At 31.8% G+C, this 18,048-nt stretch carries 20 protein-coding genes; 8 read left to right on the top strand and 12 right to left on the bottom strand.

The annotated features are described in order from the left end of the window. The first annotated feature begins 36 nt into the window (after positions 1 to 36). The gene (locus BXU01_RS18815) at positions 37 to 411 is read left to right on the top strand and encodes a DUF4258 domain-containing protein (protein WP_083694728.1); all 375 of its coding nucleotides are present in this window, start codon (positions 37 to 39) and stop codon (positions 409 to 411) included. A 61-nt stretch (positions 412 to 472) separates the two neighbouring features. Here the strand turns inward: BXU01_RS18815 and BXU01_RS18810 are convergent, their stop codons facing one another. Continuing rightward, on the bottom strand, positions 473 to 1,138 hold the full coding sequence (locus BXU01_RS18810; RefSeq protein ID WP_083694727.1) for a uracil-DNA glycosylase: 666 nt from the start codon (positions 1,136 to 1,138) through the stop codon (positions 473 to 475). 133 nt (positions 1,139 to 1,271) lie between these two features. Between BXU01_RS18810 and BXU01_RS18805 the strand changes: the two genes are divergently transcribed. The 3 genes from BXU01_RS18805 to BXU01_RS18795 all read left to right on the top strand — a co-directional run bounded on the left by BXU01_RS18805 (position 1,272) and on the right by BXU01_RS18795 (position 4,652). Continuing rightward, complete coding sequence (locus BXU01_RS18805; RefSeq protein ID WP_083694726.1) at positions 1,272 to 3,437, top strand: DNA mismatch repair protein MutS; 2,166 nt, start codon at positions 1,272 to 1,274, stop codon at positions 3,435 to 3,437. 355 nt (positions 3,438 to 3,792) lie between these two features. Further along, positions 3,793 to 4,098, top strand: coding sequence for a GIY-YIG nuclease family protein (locus BXU01_RS18800; protein ID WP_083694725.1), 306 nt, complete (start codon positions 3,793 to 3,795; stop codon positions 4,096 to 4,098). A 110-nt stretch (positions 4,099 to 4,208) separates the two neighbouring features. Beyond that, positions 4,209 to 4,652 (top strand): thiol-disulfide oxidoreductase DCC family protein, encoded by a 444-nt coding sequence (locus tag BXU01_RS18795; RefSeq protein ID WP_083694724.1) that lies wholly within the window; start codon positions 4,209 to 4,211, stop codon positions 4,650 to 4,652. Between the two features lie 283 nt (positions 4,653 to 4,935). Here the strand turns inward: BXU01_RS18795 and ettA are convergent, their stop codons facing one another. The 3 genes from ettA to holA form a co-directional block, all read right to left on the bottom strand. After that, positions 4,936 to 6,627 (bottom strand): energy-dependent translational throttle protein EttA, encoded by a 1,692-nt coding sequence (gene ettA / locus BXU01_RS18790; protein WP_083694723.1) that lies wholly within the window; start codon positions 6,625 to 6,627, stop codon positions 4,936 to 4,938. Positions 6,628 to 6,704: 77 nt separating this feature from the next. After that, a complete protein-coding gene (locus tag BXU01_RS18785; protein WP_035680915.1) occupies positions 6,705 to 6,887 on the bottom strand; it encodes a CAL67264 family membrane protein in 183 nt (60 codons plus the stop codon). 67 nt (positions 6,888 to 6,954) lie between these two features. After that, the gene (holA, locus tag BXU01_RS18780; RefSeq protein WP_083694722.1) at positions 6,955 to 7,959 is read right to left on the bottom strand and encodes a DNA polymerase III subunit delta; all 1,005 of its coding nucleotides are present in this window, start codon (positions 7,957 to 7,959) and stop codon (positions 6,955 to 6,957) included. Positions 7,960 to 8,055: 96 nt separating this feature from the next. On the opposite strand from holA, the gene BXU01_RS18775 reads away from it, so the two are divergent. Genes BXU01_RS18775 through BXU01_RS18765 form a run of 3 tightly spaced genes read left to right on the top strand, consistent with a single transcriptional unit; the run spans position 8,056 to position 10,414 of the window. Next, positions 8,056 to 8,502, top strand: coding sequence for a type I restriction enzyme HsdR N-terminal domain-containing protein (locus BXU01_RS18775; RefSeq protein WP_083694721.1), 447 nt, complete (start codon positions 8,056 to 8,058; stop codon positions 8,500 to 8,502). Positions 8,503 to 8,526: 24 nt separating this feature from the next. Continuing rightward, positions 8,527 to 9,546 (top strand): glycosyltransferase family 2 protein, encoded by a 1,020-nt coding sequence (locus BXU01_RS18770; RefSeq protein WP_083694720.1) that lies wholly within the window; start codon positions 8,527 to 8,529, stop codon positions 9,544 to 9,546. Between the two features lie 34 nt (positions 9,547 to 9,580). Next, a complete protein-coding gene (locus tag BXU01_RS18765) occupies positions 9,581 to 10,414 on the top strand; it encodes an OmpA family protein (RefSeq protein WP_083694719.1) in 834 nt (277 codons plus the stop codon). 282 nt (positions 10,415 to 10,696) lie between these two features. Here BXU01_RS18765 and BXU01_RS18760 read toward each other — a convergent pair whose 3' ends face one another. The 7 genes from BXU01_RS18760 to BXU01_RS18725 form a co-directional block, all read right to left on the bottom strand. Continuing rightward, positions 10,697 to 11,008, bottom strand: coding sequence for a hypothetical protein (locus BXU01_RS18760; RefSeq protein WP_083694718.1), 312 nt, complete (start codon positions 11,006 to 11,008; stop codon positions 10,697 to 10,699). Then, on the bottom strand, positions 10,986 to 11,222 hold the full coding sequence (locus BXU01_RS18755; RefSeq protein ID WP_083694717.1) for a hypothetical protein: 237 nt from the start codon (positions 11,220 to 11,222) through the stop codon (positions 10,986 to 10,988). The genes BXU01_RS18760 and BXU01_RS18755 overlap by 23 nt, the downstream gene beginning before the upstream one ends. Continuing rightward, positions 11,210 to 11,626: a carboxypeptidase-like regulatory domain-containing protein gene (locus BXU01_RS18750; RefSeq protein ID WP_255373805.1), complete on the bottom strand. Its 417-nt coding sequence runs from the start codon at positions 11,624 to 11,626 to the stop codon at positions 11,210 to 11,212. Before BXU01_RS18750 ends, BXU01_RS18755 begins: the two co-directional genes overlap by 13 nt. A 147-nt stretch (positions 11,627 to 11,773) precedes the next feature. After that, positions 11,774 to 12,394 (bottom strand): L-threonylcarbamoyladenylate synthase, encoded by a 621-nt coding sequence (locus BXU01_RS18745; protein ID WP_083694715.1) that lies wholly within the window; start codon positions 12,392 to 12,394, stop codon positions 11,774 to 11,776. Between the two features lie 89 nt (positions 12,395 to 12,483). Next, entirely contained in the window at positions 12,484 to 14,820 is a 2,337-nt protein-coding gene (locus BXU01_RS18740) for an ATP-dependent helicase (protein ID WP_083694714.1), read from the bottom strand. Positions 14,821 to 15,402: 582 nt separating this feature from the next. Further along, a complete protein-coding gene (locus BXU01_RS18730; protein ID WP_083694712.1) occupies positions 15,403 to 15,702 on the bottom strand; it encodes a hypothetical protein in 300 nt (99 codons plus the stop codon). Between the two features lie 117 nt (positions 15,703 to 15,819). Further along, a complete protein-coding gene (locus tag BXU01_RS18725) occupies positions 15,820 to 16,587 on the bottom strand; it encodes a TSUP family transporter (RefSeq protein ID WP_083694711.1) in 768 nt (255 codons plus the stop codon). A gap of 125 nt (positions 16,588 to 16,712) precedes the next feature. Between BXU01_RS18725 and BXU01_RS18720 the strand changes: the two genes are divergently transcribed. Next, entirely contained in the window at positions 16,713 to 17,234 is a 522-nt protein-coding gene (locus tag BXU01_RS18720) for a hypothetical protein (protein ID WP_055092359.1), read from the top strand. Positions 17,235 to 17,298: 64 nt separating this feature from the next. Here the strand turns inward: BXU01_RS18720 and BXU01_RS18715 are convergent, their stop codons facing one another. Then, positions 17,299 to 18,033, bottom strand: coding sequence for a hypothetical protein (locus BXU01_RS18715; protein WP_083694710.1), 735 nt, complete (start codon positions 18,031 to 18,033; stop codon positions 17,299 to 17,301). Between the last annotated feature and the right edge of the window lie 15 nt (positions 18,034 to 18,048).

Genomic DNA, 18,048 nt, shown 5'->3' with positions numbered 1-18,048 from the left:
GGGAACTTTAATGTACCTTTGCAAAAATTTTATTTCATGAAGTTCGCACATCGTTTTGCTTATTATTTAGTTGGTTTGGTTATGGGATGCTTTTTTGTAGCCCTTGTTTTCAGTGGAAAAGATACTCGCTGCAACTATTTCCCAAATGCCCGAGTTTTAAATAACCTACGTACAAAACCTTTTCAATATTCTGAAAAAGCAATTCAGACTTTAAATGAAAAATGGATTGATACAGCTGACATAAAAAATACCCTGAAATTTGGAGATGTTGACTTTGATCAAAGTAATGTTTCTTTCAAAAAAGGAAAACTTTATATCATTGAAGGAAAAACAGTTAAAAACCAAGAGGTAATCTTAAAAGTTATTAACTACGAGAATAAAGCAGTCTTAGACGAGATCATAAAAAAATAAAAAAAAGCCAGTTAAATTTTAACTGGCTTTTTTTTTATAACAATACTATTTTAGTCTGTTATCACCATTCAATTTCTTTCAATCCTTTTGACTTCAAGAAAGTATTTGCTTGACTAAAATGTTTATTCCCAAACCAAAATCCTCTATTTGCGCTCAATGGCGATGGATGCCCTGATTTTAGAATATGATGTTTTGAAGCATCAATTAGTGCAGCTTTCTTTTGCGCAAAACCTCCCCATAATAAAAAAACAACATCTTTACTATGAGCCGAAATTTGCTTAATTACTGCATCTGTAAATTTTTCCCAACCTTTTCCCTGATGACTTCCAGCTTCAGATTGTCTAACGGTCAAAGTAGCATTTAAAAGAAAAACACCCTGATCTGCCCAACGTTCCAGATTACCTGTTTTTGGAATTGGTACATTTAAATCAGTTTCGATTTCTTTGAAAATATTTTGAAGAGATGGTGGAAATGGTATTCCGTCATTTACTGAAAAACACAAACCATTAGCCTGATTAGGACCATGATAGGGATCTTGTCCGATAATAACAACCTTTACCTGATCAAAATGGCAATGATCAAAAGCTGAAAAAATCTGATTCCCTTTAGGATAACAAATCTTAGTTGCATATTCAGATTTTACAAAATCAATTAATTCGTGGAAATAAGGTTTTTCAAATTCTTCATTTAAAACTGGTTTCCAGGAATCATGCATTTTAACGTCCATACTTTTTTTAAGGCTAATCTCGGGATTTTTTTATAGAAATCATATTTAGAAAGTGATAAATTTAGACTGGAACTTTATAGAATTCAATGATTATGTTTTCGTACTTTTGTGTGTACTTTGTTAAAGAAATTAAATGATATCCATTACCGAAAAAACATTACAAGATTTACAATTTCCAACAGTCCTCGAAACTATTTCGGCTGGCTGTAATACAGATATAGGAAAAGATAAAGCTTTAAAAATAACTCCATTTAGAGATAAAGAAACTTTGATGCAGGCATTGATGCAGACATCAGAATATGTTTCTTCTTTTGAAAATAATAACGCCATTCCAAATCATGGATTTGACGCCATAACGCATGAAATCAAATTTCTCGCAATTGAGGATAGTTTCCTTGAAGTTGGAAGTTTTAGAAAAATAGCAACGCTTTCGTCTACAGCAAATTTTTTATTGAATTTCCTTAAAAAATTTGATGATTACTACCCAAACCTAAACGAAAGAGCTTCCAGAGTTGAATATACAAAAGACATTGTAACCCTAATTGATGCAATTGTAGATAAATACGGAGAAATTAAAGACAATGCTTCTCCCGCCCTTTTAAGCATACGCCAAAATATGAATATTGTTCGCGGCAAAGTAAATCAAAGTTTTGGAGTTGCACTTACTCACAATAATAGCCTTGGTTATTTAGACGATATCAAAGAAAGTTTTGTCCAAAATCGTCGTGTTTTAGCGGTTTTAGCCATGTATCGCCGTAAAGTAAAAGGGTCTATTTTAGGAAGTTCCAAGACTGGAAGTATAGCTTACATCGAACCTGAAGCTACATTACAATATTCAAGAGAACTAGCCAATTTAGAATACGAGGAAAAAGAAGAAATTACCCGAATTTTAAAGCAATTATCAAATGATATTCGTCCGTTTTTACCAATATTAATTGAGTATCAGGAATTTCTGAGCGATATTGATGTAGTTGCCGGAAAAGCAAAATATGCTAATAGAATCAACGGAATCCTGCCTACAATTACCGAAGAAAGAAGACTATTTTTCAGAGAAGCTTATCACCCAATTTTATATTTGAATAATAAGCAAAAGAATGAAGTTACACATCCTCAAACTATTGAACTAAAGCAAGATAACCGAATCATTGTGATTTCCGGACCAAATGCCGGAGGAAAAACAATTTCACTTAAAACAGTTGGTTTATTACAATTAATGCTGCAATCAGGGATGTTAATTCCGGTTCACGAGCGTAGTGAAACTTTCTTATTCGATAGAATTTTAACTGATATTGGAGACAATCAATCTATTGAAAATCATTTAAGTACTTATAGCTACCGATTAAAAAACATGAATTATTTCCTGAAGAAATGTAACAAGAAAACCATGTTTTTGATTGATGAGTTTGGTACAGGTTCAGATCCTGAACTTGGAGGAGCATTGGCTGAAATTTTCCTGGAAGAGTTTTATCATCGTGAAGCTTTTGGAATTATAACAACGCATTATTCAAATTTGAAAATTTTGGCAAACGAATTGCCTTATGCTACAAATGCCAATATGATGTTTGACGAAAAATCATTGGAACCAATGTACAAATTAGCATTAGGTCAGGCAGGAAGTTCGTTTACTTTTGAAGTTGCATTGAAAAATGGAATCCCGTTTGGATTAATAAATCGTGCGAAAAAGAAAATCGAAGTTGGAAAAGTTCGTTTTGACAAAACTATTGCAACACTTCAAAAAGAACGTTCGAAACTCGAAAAAACTTCTATTAATCTAAAAGAAGAAGAAACCCGAGCACGTGAAGAAAGCAAAAAGATGGAAAACATCAATGTAAAAATCAAACAGAAATTAGAAAGCTATCAGGAATTATATGATAGCAATCAAAAGACGATTTACATTGGTCAGAAAATTGAAGATATCTCTGAGAAATATTTCAACAATAAAAATAAAAAAGAACTAATTGGTGAATTTTTGAAAATTATTGAAATTGAAAATTCAAAACGTAAAAAAGCCACTCCAAAAGAAACTAAAGCTATAATCGAAAAGAAAAAAGAAGTTATTGCAGAAGTTTCAGTTCAAGTGGAAGAAATCCGAAAAGAGAAAAAAGAAAAGAAGCTTAAACCTGTTATCGAAAAACCAAAACCAATTTTAAAAGTTGGTGATCGCGTAAGAATGTTAGACGGAAGATCTGTTGGAAGTATCGATTCAATCGAAAAAAATAAAGCTACAGTAAATTACGGAATCTTTACCTCGAAAGTAAGTCTAGATGAATTAGAATTTGTTGAAGCTGGTAAGAAATAAGTTTTTAGTCGCAGTGGCAGTTTTCAGTTTAAAAAAAGCTTAAATTTTATCTAAAATTAAAATAAAGCGATTTAAACAAAGATTTTTAGAAAGATAATTAAGAAGATGGATATTTTATAAAACTCGATTAAAAATAATTTATGAAAGCCGTATTTGATTTGTAAAAATAATCAAAAATACAATTTTAATAAACAAAAACAATAGTAATAAAAATCTTATATTAAAAATTTTATTCTTTAGTTTTGTCATTGCGAGGAACGAAGCAACCACACAAACATGAGCAAATGCAGTATGTAAAAAAATAGTGAGATTGCTTCGTTCCTCGCAATGACTAAACTTAAAAAGAGAATAAAAAATGAAGCTGGGGTTCGTATACATAATTACTAATAAATATCAAACTGTTATTTACACGGGTGTAACTTCAAATCTTCCGAAAAGAATTTTAGAACATAAAAATAAAAAATATGCCAAATCTTTTTCGGCTCGATATAATCTGAATATTCTTGTTTACTATGAACAATTTCAATGGATTGAAGATGCTATAAGTAGAGAAAAACAAATTAAAGCAGGTTCTAGAGAAGCCAAAAATGATTTGATTCACTCAATAAATCCAACTTGGAAAGATTTATTTGAAGAAATTGAAGATATACTGATTATGTAAATACTATATAGAAAAACAGAGTGAGATTGCTTCGTTCCTCGCAAGGACACACATACGCAAAGTCATTGCGAGGAACGAAGCAACCGCACTAAAACAAGCAACTAACATATATGAAAACACAAAGTGAGATTGCTTCGTTCCTCGCAAAGACAGTCCCTGGCAAAAAAATAATTCTCTTCGATGGCGTTTGTAATTTATGCAATGGCGCTGTTCAGTTTATTATCAAACATGATAAAAAGGATACCTTTCGGTTTGTGGCTTTGCAATCAGAATTAGGAATTGAAATTTGTAAATATATAGGTGTTGATCAAACTAAAATTGATAGTATTATTTTATATAATCCTGGCATTGCATATTATTATAAATCTTCAGCGGTTTTGGAAATTGGAAAAGATTTAGGAGGAATTTATAGTATAACTTCTATTTTTAAAATTTTACCGGAAAAACTTCGAAACTATATTTACGATTATATTGCAAAGAATCGTTACAACTGGTATGGGAAGAAAGAAAGTTGTATGATTCCAACTCCAGAGTTGAAAGTTAAGTTTTTGTAAGTTGCTTCCGTAAAAATAACCCACCGATTTTACTGATTAAGCGGATTTACACAGACTCTGCTATTTTTTTTTTAAAATTCGCATTTTATGTCATTTCGAGGAGCGAGAAATCACACGCGTAACTCGACTAAGAATGGCGATTTTGATTGCGATGCTTTTTGTGTGATTTCTCCCTTCGGTTGAAATGACAAAAATGGCTTTGCCTTATAATATAAAAAAATCCCAAGTTCAAATCTATCAATTTGAATTTGGGATTTTAAAATTTAAAAATTATTCAGAATTATTATCTAATTAATTTTCTGTATTTCAAACGTTTTGGAGTTAAATCACCACCTAAACGTTTCTTTTTATTTTCTTCATATTCAGAGAAACCACCTTCAAAATAGTAAACTTCAGAATCTCCTTCAAAAGCTAGAATGTGCGTACAAATTCTGTCTAAGAACCATCTGTCGTGCGAAATAATTACGGCACAACCAGCAAAATTCTCTAAACCTTCTTCAAGTGCACGAAGTGTATTTACATCTAAATCATTCGTAGGCTCATCCAGCAAAAGTACGTTTCCTTCCTCTTTCAACGTCATAGCTAAGTGCAAACGGTTACGCTCACCACCTGATAACATTGAAACTTTTTTATTTTGCTCGCCTCCACCAAAGTTAAAGCGTGATAAGTAAGCCCTAGAATTTACTTGCTTTCCTCCCATCATAATTAATTCCTGACCATCTGCGAAATTTTCCCAGATTGATTTATTTGGATCAATATTAGAGTGAGATTGATCTACATAAGCGATTTTCACCGTTTCACCAACTGAAAATTCTCCGCTATCCGTAGCTTGCTCTCCCATAATCATTTTGAAAATAGTAGATTTACCGGCACCGTTTGGTCCAATGATTCCAACAATTCCGGCTTGTGGCAAAGTGAAGTTTAAATTATCGTACAATAATTTGTCTCCAAAGGCTTTTGCAACATTTTTAGCTTCGATAACATTTGTTCCTAAACGCGGACCGTTCGGGATATAGATTTCCAGATTTTCATCCAGTTGTTTTTGATCTTCGTTTAATAATTTGTCGTAATTCTGTAAACGCGCTTTTTGTTTTGTCTGACGACCTTTTGCTCCCTGACGAACCCAGTCCAGCTCACGCTCTAAAGTTTTTCTACGTTTTGAAGCTACTTTTTCTTCTTGTGCCATACGGTTTGATTTTTGATCTAACCACGAAGAATAATTTCCTTTCCATGGAATACCTTCACCTCTATCTAACTCAAGAATCCAACCCGCAACATTATCCAGGAAATATCTATCGTGCGTTACCGCAATTACAGTTCCGGAATATTGCGCTAAGTATTGCTCTAACCAAAGAACAGACTCAGCATCAAGGTGGTTGGTAGGCTCATCAAGCAATAATACATCTGGCTGTTGCAATAACAAACGACATAAAGCTACACGACGACGCTCACCTCCTGAAAGGTTTTTAATTGGCGTATCTCCTTCCGGAGTACGTAAAGCATCCATTGCAATTTCAAGTTTTGTATCGATTTCCCAAGCACCAAGAGCATCGATTTTATCTTGTAATGCTGCCTGACGATCCATCAACTTATCCATTTTATCTGGATCTGAGTAGTTTTCTTCAAGACCAAATAAATCATTGATTTGATTGTATTCTTCTAAAACTGCCATTGTTTCTGCTGCTCCTTCACGAACAATTTCGATAACTGTTTTAGAATCATCAAGAATTGGTTCTTGCTCTAAATAACCAACTGTGTAACCTGGTTGAAAAACAACATCTCCCTGATAATTTTTATCTACTCCGGCAATAATCTTTAAAAGAGAAGATTTTCCAGAACCATTTAATCCAAGAATACCAATTTTAGCTCCGTAAAAGAAACTTAAATAGATATTTTTAAGCACTGGTTTGTCTGCTCCCTGATAGGTTTTGCTCAATTTTTGCATTGAGAAAATTACTTTCTTATCGTCTGACATATATTAATTTTTAATTTTAATTAATTATTTTTTGATATTATATTACAATTGACTTTTACAATTGATGTTTTATAGAATTATACTCTTCCTTTTAAAGCATTAAAAACCCATGCATTAGCAAAAAAACCAACGCCAACAGCTACAAATCCCCAACCGGAGACATCTCTGTATCTAAAAGCGCCAAGACCTATAAGTAACAATCCCATAAGTACCATTATAAAAGTAGCCCATCCTAAAACGGTATTTTTATTCATTCCCATATTGCGTAATTATTATTTTAAAAGTAGTAATTTTTTTAGAGATGCAAATATCGTGAATTTTCACGGCTTAATTAAATATTTTGTACAGCATTTCTTTTAATAAATCCGACTGAGGTAAAGCATTGGCGCCAACACCTTTACTTTTGATGTCAACATCACGCAACGCTCCAACAATCTGACTGACCTTACGCATGGGATAATTTTTAATTGCAAGATCGTATTCTTTTAAAAAATAAGGATTTACACCAATTGCAGCAGCTACATTCTTTGGATTTTTATCTTTGAGTCCGTGGTATTTTAAAAGCTGAATAAAAAAACCGAAAACCAATCCTGTAGTCATTACCAATGGATATTCTTTAGGATTATGGGCAAAATTCTCAGCTATTTTATATGCCTTTAGTTGGTTTCGCTCTCCTATTGCTTTTCGAAGTTCGAATACATTATAATCTTTACTAAAACCAATATTTTCTTCTATATGTTGTGGCGTAATCACAGTTCCTTGCGGTAAAATAATCTGTAATTTCTCCAGTTCATTATTAATTTTACTCAAATCTGTACCTAAAAACTCTACCAGCATAGCGTTTGCTTTTGGATCAATAGTGTATTTTTTCCCCGCAAGTACACGCTTTATCCAATCACCAACCTGGTTTTCATAGAGCTTTTTACTTTCGTAAACGATTCCGTTTTGAGCCAATAATTTGGTAACCTTTTTACGCTTATCAAGTGTTTTGTATTTGTAACAAAAAACAAGAACTGTGGTTTCCATAGGATTATTTACATAGGATTCTATTTTATCTATTGTTCTGGACAAATCCTGTGCTTCTTTTACAATAACAACCTGACGATCTGCCATCATAGGATAGCGTTTTGCCGTTGAAACAATATCTTCTACAGAAACATCCCTGCCATATAATACGGTTTGATTAAATCCTTTTTCTTCTTCTGAAAGTACATTCTGCTCAATATATTCTGATAATTTATCGATGTAATAAGGCTCCTCACCCATTAAAAAATAAATTGGTTTTATATTTCCGGCTTTTATATCATTAACAATTTTTACAACTTCGTCCATTCAATCTTTTGTTTCAAGTTGAAGGTTTCAGGTGCCGGTTTCAACAACTTGAAACTTTAAACATGAAACTTTAAACTATTTTAATATTTTTGTAGTATGCAGCAATTAAATTTTCCTACTTATACTTTCCGATTCAAAAATAGCGAAAATAAAGTGTCTATTTTTGATGAAATCAGGAAAAAATTTATCATCCTTACTCCAGAGGAATGGGTTCGCCAACACGTGGTTCATTATTTAATAGACGAAAAAAAATACCCTAAATCATTAATCAATGTCGAAAAAGTTTTAACAGTCAACGGATTACGCAAAAGATATGATGTGGTTGTCTTTAATCCGGATGGATCTATACATATATTAGTAGAATGTAAAGCTCCTGCTGTAAAAATATCTCAGGCAACTTTTGATCAAATTGCCCGCTACAACATGACAATGAAGGCACGGTTTTTGAATGTTACAAACGGTCTGAATCATTTTTATTGTCAAATGGATTTTGAAAACGAAAAATATCAGTTTTTGAGAAGTTTGCCGGATTATAATGAATAATATTAAAAATAAATAAATTTACTTTTGGATAAAATAGCAGTTGTCATTTTAAATTGGAACGGCGTAAAATTGTTAGAGCAATTTTTACCATCTGTTGTTCAGTTTTCAGAAGGAGCTCAAATATATGTCGCAGATAATGCTTCAACAGATGATTCTGTTAACTTTATCAGACAAAACTTTCCCACAATTAAAATAGTTGAAAACAGCGGTAATTATGGCTTTGCAAAAGGGTATAATGACGCCTTACAATCTATTAATGCCGAAATTTATGCCCTTGTAAATTCAGATATTGAAGTAACCCCAAATTGGCTGAATCCTATTCTTGAAACTTTCGATACTGAAAAACAAACTGCAATAATACAACCTAAAATTCTGGATTTTAAAAACAAGGAATACTTTGAATATGCCGGTGGTGCTGGTGGATTTATTGATAAATTTGGTTTTCCTTTTTGCCGCGGACGTATTTTTGATACTATTGAAAAAGACAATGGTCAATATGATGATAATTGTGAACTTTTCTGGGCTTCAGGAGCTTGCTTTTTTATAAGAAGTGAAGTTTATCATGAATTAGGAGGTTTTGATGAAAGCTTTTTTGCACATCAGGAAGAAATTGATTTGTGCTGGCGTGCTGCAAACGAAGGACACATCATTAAATACAACTCTGCATCAACTGTTTATCATGTTGGAGGTGCTACTTTGCAACAAGGAAATCCTAAAAAAACCTACCTGAATTTTAGAAATTCATTATTGATGCTGGTCAAAAATCTTCCTAAAAAAAGGATGTTTTTTGTTATTTTCTTCAGAATGGTTTTAGATGGTATTGCAGGTATCCGTTTTCTTACACAAGGAAAATTTCAACATACTTTTGCTATTTTGAAGGCACATTTTTCATTTTATTGTATATCTTTAAAATATTTGAGGGAAAGAAAAGATTTTCAGATACAGCAATACTATACTGTAAAAAGTATCGTTTTCTTGTATTATATAAAGAAACTGACCGTATTTAAAGAAATCTTTAACAGTAATCAAAATATTAAAAACTAAATTTGTAATCAACGTTTAATTAAATATAATACCTATGAGAAAAATAGTAATCGCACTATCAGTATTAATGGCCTTAACTTCGTGTGTATCGAAAAAGCAATATGCAGCATTAGAAGCTAAGAACAAAGAAACCCAAGATTTATTAAACTCCTGTACCGTAAAACTAAATAGTTGTTTAGAGGAAAAAGCAGGACTTGCAGCTACAGCAGAAAGCTATAAACAACATAATCAAGACTTAATAAGCACTTCTAAAGACTTAACTGTTCTAACTACTAAAGGAGCTGAAAATCTTGAAAAATCATTAGAAAGTTTAAAAGAAAAAGATTTAAAAATATCAAGACTTCAAGATGCTTTAACTAAAAAAGACAGTGTAACACTAGCTTTAGTTACAAGTTTAAAAGGAGCAGTTGGAATCAACGATCCGGACATCGAAATCAATGTAGAAAAAGGTGTTGTATTTATCTCTATTGCAGACAAATTATTGTTTAAAAGCGGTAGCTATGATGTAACTGACGCAGCAAAAGGTGTTTTAGCTAAAGTTGCAAAAGTAGTAAACGACAAACCTGATTTTGAATGTATGGTTGAAGGACACACAGATAACGTTCCTTACAAAAGCAACGGAGTTTTGTTAGACAACTGGGATTTAAGTGTTAAACGTTCTACATCTATTGTGCGTGTATTAACTAACGACCTTGGAGTTAACCCTGCTAAATTAATTGCAGCTGGTAGAAGTTCATATGTGCCTTTAGTTGCAAATGATACTCCGGACAATAAAGCCCGTAACAGAAGAACTCGTATTGTTGTTATGCCAAAAATCGATCAATTCTATGATATGATTGAAAAAGAAATGAAAAAACAACAAAAATAATTTAGAGTTTTCACATACTTTATAATACAGAAAAAGCAGGTCAATCGACCTGCTTTTATGTATTCTTAATTTTTTAATAACCAATTAAATATAATCAAGAATAGCATTATTTTTAATTAACTAACTAAATTTTAACTAACCTAAAGTTAGTTATTTATTTTAAATTATTATACTATTTCAGTTTTTTTTTACAAATAAGCCATATTATTTGTTTTTCTATTTGAAAATCAGCTAAAGCTCCAAGAATAATTTTATTTAACTCCGTAATTAAGAGGCAGCATATCACCTACTTTCTTTTTCTGAAATTTTCGCTGAAAAAAGTATACTTTCTATATTTGAGTTATTTCCATACTTATAAATATAAAAGCTATCAGTTTGAAAAGTAATCTTAGATTCTTCGGTCCTGTTAAAAGCGATATTATAAGAAGCAACTATATCTTTTAGATTTTCATTTTGAATTTCTCCCTTTGGCTGTGGTAAAACTTCAACTTTTACAAAATCTTCCTCCTCAATAATCTTAAAGCGCTTGAGAGGATCAATACTATTATCATCATTAAGCAAAAAAATTTCTTTATTCCCAGTCTTTTTTAGCAAAATTTCTAAAAAACTGAATTTGAGATCCCTGATATGTTTTTTCTCTGCGTTCTAAAACTGTAACCGAATTATCAATATCTTCAAATCTGCTTACTCCACAATAAAAATTCTTGATAACATCTTTAGAATTAATGCTTAGCTTATTAAAAGCAACTTCAAAAACCACCAATTCAAAATCAATTTTATATCCTAACAATTCATTTATAATAACCAAAGGTTTATCTGAAGAAGCCGTAAAACTAATTTTTCCTTATCGTATTTGAAACGTAAATCAGATTCATTTTTTATTACACTTGATTTTGCATTATTTGTTTTTCCTAAAAAATATTCCCTAAACAATTTTAGTTTCTGTTCTCTGGTAAACAATTCGTTTGTAGTAATAACAACCTCTTTAAGTTCATTTTTTGAAACTGTAAGTGCAATATTCAATGGCTTAGAAGCATCCAGACTTGTAAGATATTCCGTTTGATATCCCATGAAACTTATCGCTAAAATGTTATTAGCATTTGGTTCATATTTTATTGTGAAATTTCCATTTACATCTGAGACTGTTGAAATGGTTGTTCCGTCAAAATAAATATTCACACCTTCGAGCGCTATATTATCTTTGGATGTAATTTTTCCTTTTAAAATGAGAATGCAGCAACAAAAGAAAATAAGAATAACAAAAGAATAATTCTTTTCATAATATAAAAATGGTTTAGTTAAATTATACGCTAATTAACCAAACCATTTTCTATAATCCTAAACAATCAAGATTTATTCTTACAAAATATTGATATCTCCTTTTCCTTCTCTTATAATTACAGGTTCGTAATCTGATAGATCAATAATAGTCGAACCAACATTATCTCCGTAACCACCGTCAATAACCAGATCAACAAGATTTTGCCATTTCTCGAAAATCAACTCAGGATCTGTCGTATATTCAATTACATCATCTTCATCACGAATAGAAGTCGAAACTATTGGATTACCCAACTTTCGAACTATTTCAAGTGCAATATTGTTGTCCGGTATACGAATACCAACTGTAGTTTTCTTTTTAAATTCTTTTGGCAAGTTATTATTCCCAGGCAAAATAAAAGTGTAAGGTCCGGGCAATGCTCTTTTTAAAATTTTAAAAGTAGAAGTATCAATCTGACGCACATAATCTGATAAATTACTCAAATCATGACAGATAAAGGAGAAATTAGCTTTCTCCAGTTTAACTCCTTTTATTTTTGCGATTTTTTCTAAAGCGCGTGAATTAGTAATATCGCAACCTAAACCGTAAACAGTATCTGTTGGATAAATTACTAAACCTCCATTCTGAAGCACTTTTACCACTTTGGCAATTGCAGCTTCATTAGGTTTATCGGGATATATTTTTATGAACTCTGCCATTTTTCTTTTTTGTTTAAAGTTTTATTTGTTTCAGGTTCCACGTTTCAACGAAACTTGAAACTTTTAACCTGAAACTTGAAACCTATTATTTACCCTAAAACATCTAATTTAGCAAAACGAAGTAAAAGTTTTTTAAGACCTCCAACTTCAAATCTTATTTCGGCTTTTTTATCAGCTCCAACACCTTCTAAATTGACTACTTCACCTTTACCGAAACGTTCATGCATTACAACATTTCCAATTGTTAACTTATTATCAAATAAATTAGGTGCAGCATTATTTGGGTTTGTTCCTGTAACTGGTTTTAATTTACGAATATTCAAATCCGGTTTTGGCTGGTTATCCGTTACATGTTTTGGCGGCGTTGAACCAATTGGTTTTGCCAGACGCAATTTCGATTTATCAATATCTCCAAAAATATCTCCGTCGATTGGTGATTTATAACGGTAATTACTTTCGGCAGGCGTTAAATATTCCAGATATTGCCCGTCGATTTCTTCAATAAAACGTGATGGCTCACTATCTGTCAATTTACCCCAGCGATAACGTGATTGTGCATAAGTCAAATAAGCCTGGTGTTCTGCACGAGTTAAAGCTACGTAAAATAAACGACGTTCCTCTTCTAATTCGCTTCTGGTACTCATACTCATCGCACTTGGAAACAAATCTTCTTCCATTCCCACCACAAAAACGTGAGGAAATTCAAGTCCTTTTGCCAAATGAATCGTCATCAAAGCCACGCGATCTTCATCAGATGTATCTTTATCTAAATCAGTTGCAAGCGCCACATCTTCCATAAACTCAGATAAAGCCCCTCTTGCACCGTCAATCTCTTTTTGGCCTTCAGTAAAATCTTTCAAACCGTTTAAAAGTTCCTCGATATTCTGAATCTTCGCCATTCCTTCCGGAGTTGCATCTTTTTTCAATTCCTGAACAAGACCCGTTTTTTTAGCTACATAATCTGTAATATAAAAAGCATCCTGATTTTGATCAATTACCTGAAAACTCTGAATCATCGTAACAAAATCATTGATTTTATTCTTCGTTCCTGAGTTTAATTTCAAATCGATTTTATCAATATTTACCATTACTTCCCAAATCGAGCGTTTGTAATGATTCGCAGCAATAGTTAGTTTTTCAACAGTTGTATCGCCAATTCCACGAGCTGGATAATTAATTACACGAACAAGTGCTTCTTCATCTTTTGGATTGATTACCAAACGTAAATAACACAAGACATCTTTAATTTCCTTACGTTGGTAGAATGATAATCCTCCATAAATTCGATACGGAATGTCACGTTTTCTCAATGCATCCTCCATCGCACGAGATTGCGCGTTGGTACGGTACAAAATCGCAAACGATCCATTATGCAGCTGATTTTGCATTTTTTGTTCAAAAATCGTACTTGCTACAAAACGTCCTTCTTCGGCATCTGTCAAACTACGATGGACTTTTATTTTTTGTCCAAAATCATTTGCCGTCCAGACTACTTTATCAAGTTTCGTCTTATTATGTTCCATCACTGTATTTGCCGCTTCAACAATATTTCTCGTTGAACGGTAATTTTGCTCTAAACGGAACATTATTACACCTTCATAATCTTTCTGGAAATTCAGGATATTATTAATATTTGCTCCACGGAAAGCATAAATACTCTGCGCATCATCACCTACCACACAAATATTCTGAAATTTATCAGATAAAGCCCTTACAATCAAATACTGAGAGTGATTTGTATCCTGGTACTCATCAACCAGAATATATCTGAAACGATTCTGATATTTTGCTAAAACCTCAGGAAAACGAGTCAATAACTCATTGGTTTTCAATAATAAATCATCAAAATCCATCGCACCTGCTTTAAAACAGCGCTCCACGTACTGCTGATAAATTTCTCCTAAACGTGGTCTTTTTGCCATTGCATCGGCCTCTACCAATTCAGGATTATTGAAATACGCTTTTACTGTAATTAAGCTATTTTTATAAGATGAAATCCTACCTAAAATTTGCTTTGGTTTATAGACATCACGATCCAGCTGCATTTCTTTAATAATAGAAGAAATCAATCTCGCCGAGTCCTGAGAATCGTATATTGTAAAATTGGATGGATATCCTAAATGATCCGATTCTGCACGAAGAATACGAGCGAAAATCGAGTGAAAAGTTCCCATCCAAAGATTTTTTGCCTCAGATGCACCTACAATATCAGAAATCCTGTGCTTCATTTCACGAGCCGCTTTGTTCGTAAATGTTAGCGACAAAATATTGAAAGCATCAACACCTTGCGCCATTAAATAAGCAATTCTAATAGTTAAAACACGGGTTTTCCCCGAACCTGCACCAGCAATAATAATCATTGGCCCGTCTTTTTTCAGAACGGGTTGTCTTTGCGCCTCATTGAGCTGGTCAATGTACTTTTGCATGAAATTCTTCTCCATAATTATTGCAAAAATAAGAATTAATGATTGAAATAGCTACTAAGATTCTAAGGTTCTGAGTTGCTAATTTTTTTTATTTTTTTTGAAGCAGACCAATGTTTTTTTTCAAGAAACATAGTTCCCGTTAGAGGCTATATCTATCCATTTCACTGTGAGGATACCGTCTCTATCGGGGTTTGATTAAAACAATTGTGTTTTTTAGAAAGGTAATTTTTAAGCTATATTAAAAAATTATGAAGAATATTTTGAAAGAAAATTCCTTAAATATAAAATAGTAGTATATTTGTTATCTTATAAAATACGATGACTATAGTACTTACTGAAAACGCCGAGAAAACTTATTTTGACATATTAAATAAATACTCCGAAACTAAAGTAGTTTCATTTTCTAGAAAGTCTATTTCAGTTTTGGAAATAATTCAACAAAATAATCAGGTTGGTTCAAAGTATAAAAAAACTGCCTATAGGAAGTTTTTAGTTTCAAATGAAGTATATTTATTTTACAAAATTGAACAAGAAATAATTTATGTAGTTTTATTTTGGGATAACAAACGAAATCCAATAAATTTAGATATTATACTTAGTTATTAGTTTTTGTTTAAAATCTTCAAAATTAATAGTTCTCCCAGCTTTTATATCTTCTTCACTTTTTTGCAACTCCTGCATTAATATTTCTTCTGGAAATAATAAAGTTGTAATTAATTTTACCTCTTGATGAGTAAAATTTTTAGATTTCAATTTTCTATAATATGTAGCGTGTTTTAAACCTAATTTTTGCATAAAAAACTCAGCTTTATAATAAGATTTACCTATCAACTCTGGTAAGCTATTAATGTAATTTTCATAATTCTCTACTATTTCTATCATTTTATGATACTTTAAGTTGTTGATTTTGATACAAAGATAGTCTATAATTTGATAATCACAATGAAAAACCATTCACTTATATTAAAAAACTCAGATTCTTAACATCTTAGAATCTTATTATTTAAAAAACACATCATAGGCAAATCGTATCAAAGTACCAATTACAACAATCAAAAAGAAAATCCGAATAAAACCATTTCCCTTATTAATTGCTAATTTGGCACCAAGCCATCCGCCAAATCCATTACTAATTGCCATAGGAATTGCAATCGACCAAATGATTTTTCCTTTAATAATAAACAAACAAATAGAACCAAAGTTTGTTGCCAGATTTACCATTTTGGCATTTGCAGAAGCGTGTAAAAAATCAAAACCTAAAAGAGCAATAAATGCAACTACAAAAAAACTTCCGGTTCCCGGGCCTATAAATCCGTCATAAAAACCAACAATAATACTAATTACGACAGCATAGATTATCTGTGTCGTTGCTGAATGATCTTTAGCCACATGCTGACCAAAATTTTTCTTCGCATACGTATAAATAAACAATAAAGATAAAACCACAAGCAAAAGAGGTTTCATAAAATCATTACTCACCATTGTTAATATCGTAGAACCTAAAAATGCAGATGGCACTGCCAAACACATCATAAGTAAAAGCAACTTCCATTGAATGACTACATTTTTAAGATATTGAAAAGCCGCAAAAGCAGTTCCTGTAAAAGCTGGAATTTTTAATGTTCCCACAACCGTTGAAACAGGTAAGTTTGGCAATAAAATTAGTCCCATTGGTGTCTGAATTAATCCTCCACCACCAACAATTGCATCAATAAATCCTGCTGCAAAAGCAGCTAAACAAAGAAAAAATATAATATATGAATCCATTAAGAAGGTGTTTCTGCAAATTAAAAAAGCAAGATGCAAAAGTAAGTCTTCCTTTTTGTTTATTACAATAAATTTAAAGTGGATTTCTCCTTAAAAATTATATTTTTGTTGAAAAATTGAACCAAATGGATTTTAACAGAATTATAGAATTAGCCAGTTATACTTTACCAGCCATTGTTACCGGATTCGTGGCTTACAGTTTTTTTGAACTGCATATAAAAAACAATGATAAAAAGCGAAATTTTTTATTGAACAGAGAAGCTCATAAAGAATCTTTACCAATACGTTTACAGGCTTACGAGCGTATGACTTTGTTTTTAGAACGTATTAACCTTACGAAATTACTAATTAGGATTGCGCCAATTTCAAACGAAAAGCACGATTATGAAAATTATGTAATTGATCAAATCGAACAAGAATTTGAGCACAATCTAACACAGCAAATCTATATGTCTGATGAATGTTGGACTATTATAACAACTGCTAAAAACTCAACTATACAAATCATCCGTAAAGCCGCAATGAGTGATCGCGTTGACAGCGCGGATAAATTACGTGAAAAGATTTTGAATGATTTATTAGAGAAACAATCTCCAAGCAACGCTGCTTTAGGATATATTAAAAATGAAGTTGCAGGTTTGTGGTAAAATTTTAATTTTGACAAGATTGATTTGTACTAATTAATCTTGTCAAATTATAGTAAGCCTATTTTTATTTCCACCATTTTTGATTTGGTTTAACTTGCCAGCCATTTTTCAGGTATTTTGCAGATATACTTAATTCTCCTGCTCCAATATCAAAATCACAATTTACATTAGGAACCCGATAATCACCCCAATTGCATATCTTTTCTTTACCGGAATTATTAGATTTCCAAACACCAACAAATGCATTATTGAAATAATTATCCCTGTAACTTTCAATATCATTGTATTTAACTCCACCATATTTATCGACATAAAATATAGCTTGTAATTTTCCGTGAAATTCTCCCGTATTCTTTTGATCTTTATTTTCGACAAACTTGTAATTGGCTACTAATAAACCCTGACTTTTTATACCGGCAGTTTTGTATTCATCGTCAAGTCCAAATTTTGGCTTTTTAAGTTCCTGTATTTTTGTGATCGTTATCGTGCCGGTAAAATCGCAGATATTTGATTTTACTGATGATTTACCATGAACAATATATTCGCTTTTATTTTTTTCATTTCTTTTAATTGAAATAAACTTTATCAATATTCGTTCATAATTATCACCTATAACTCCATAAATAAGATTATTTTCTGTTTGATTCCATAAAGCTGAAAAATTATAATTTGTGTGCTTTTCGATTTCATTTTTTTGAAATAACTCTGAGTTATCCCAAATAGAAGTTCTGCATAAATTTTCCTGGCTGAATAAATTTAGCGTAAAAAAGAAAAGAAGAAATAATATTATATTTTTCATTTAAAACTCTTAACA

Source organism: [Flexibacter] sp. ATCC 35103, from assembly GCF_001975985.1.
Taxonomy (GTDB): domain Bacteria; phylum Bacteroidota; class Bacteroidia; order Flavobacteriales; family Flavobacteriaceae; genus Flavobacterium.
Note: the sequence above shows the minus strand (reverse complement) of the source record. Positions and strands in the feature narration are given on the sequence as shown.

Excerpts from the sequence above, each read along its gene's own strand:
- BXU01_RS18815 (WP_083694728.1), top strand. The coding sequence starts at position 37 with ATGAAGTTCGCACATCGTTTTGCTTATTATTTAGTTGGTTTGGTTATG.
- BXU01_RS18810 (WP_083694727.1), bottom strand. The coding sequence starts at position 1,138 with ATGGACGTTAAAATGCATGATTCCTGGAAACCAGTTTTAAATGAAGAA.
- BXU01_RS18805 (WP_083694726.1), top strand. The coding sequence starts at position 1,272 with ATGATATCCATTACCGAAAAAACATTACAAGATTTACAATTTCCAACA.
- BXU01_RS18800 (WP_083694725.1), top strand. The coding sequence starts at position 3,793 with ATGAAGCTGGGGTTCGTATACATAATTACTAATAAATATCAAACTGTT.
- BXU01_RS18795 (WP_083694724.1), top strand. The coding sequence starts at position 4,209 with ATGAAAACACAAAGTGAGATTGCTTCGTTCCTCGCAAAGACAGTCCCT.
- ettA (WP_083694723.1), bottom strand. The coding sequence starts at position 6,627 with ATGTCAGACGATAAGAAAGTAATTTTCTCAATGCAAAAATTGAGCAAA.
- BXU01_RS18785 (WP_035680915.1), bottom strand. The coding sequence starts at position 6,887 with ATGGGAATGAATAAAAATACCGTTTTAGGATGGGCTACTTTTATAATG.
- holA (WP_083694722.1), bottom strand. The coding sequence starts at position 7,959 with ATGGACGAAGTTGTAAAAATTGTTAATGATATAAAAGCCGGAAATATA.
- BXU01_RS18775 (WP_083694721.1), top strand. The coding sequence starts at position 8,056 with ATGCAGCAATTAAATTTTCCTACTTATACTTTCCGATTCAAAAATAGC.
- BXU01_RS18765 (WP_083694719.1), top strand. The coding sequence starts at position 9,581 with ATGAGAAAAATAGTAATCGCACTATCAGTATTAATGGCCTTAACTTCG.
- BXU01_RS18745 (WP_083694715.1), bottom strand. The coding sequence starts at position 12,394 with ATGGCAGAGTTCATAAAAATATATCCCGATAAACCTAATGAAGCTGCA.
- BXU01_RS18740 (WP_083694714.1), bottom strand. The coding sequence starts at position 14,820 with ATGCAAAAGTACATTGACCAGCTCAATGAGGCGCAAAGACAACCCGTT.
- BXU01_RS18730 (WP_083694712.1), bottom strand. The coding sequence starts at position 15,702 with ATGATAGAAATAGTAGAGAATTATGAAAATTACATTAATAGCTTACCA.
- BXU01_RS18725 (WP_083694711.1), bottom strand. The coding sequence starts at position 16,587 with ATGGATTCATATATTATATTTTTTCTTTGTTTAGCTGCTTTTGCAGCA.
- BXU01_RS18720 (WP_055092359.1), top strand. The coding sequence starts at position 16,713 with ATGGATTTTAACAGAATTATAGAATTAGCCAGTTATACTTTACCAGCC.
- BXU01_RS18715 (WP_083694710.1), bottom strand. The coding sequence starts at position 18,033 with ATGAAAAATATAATATTATTTCTTCTTTTCTTTTTTACGCTAAATTTA.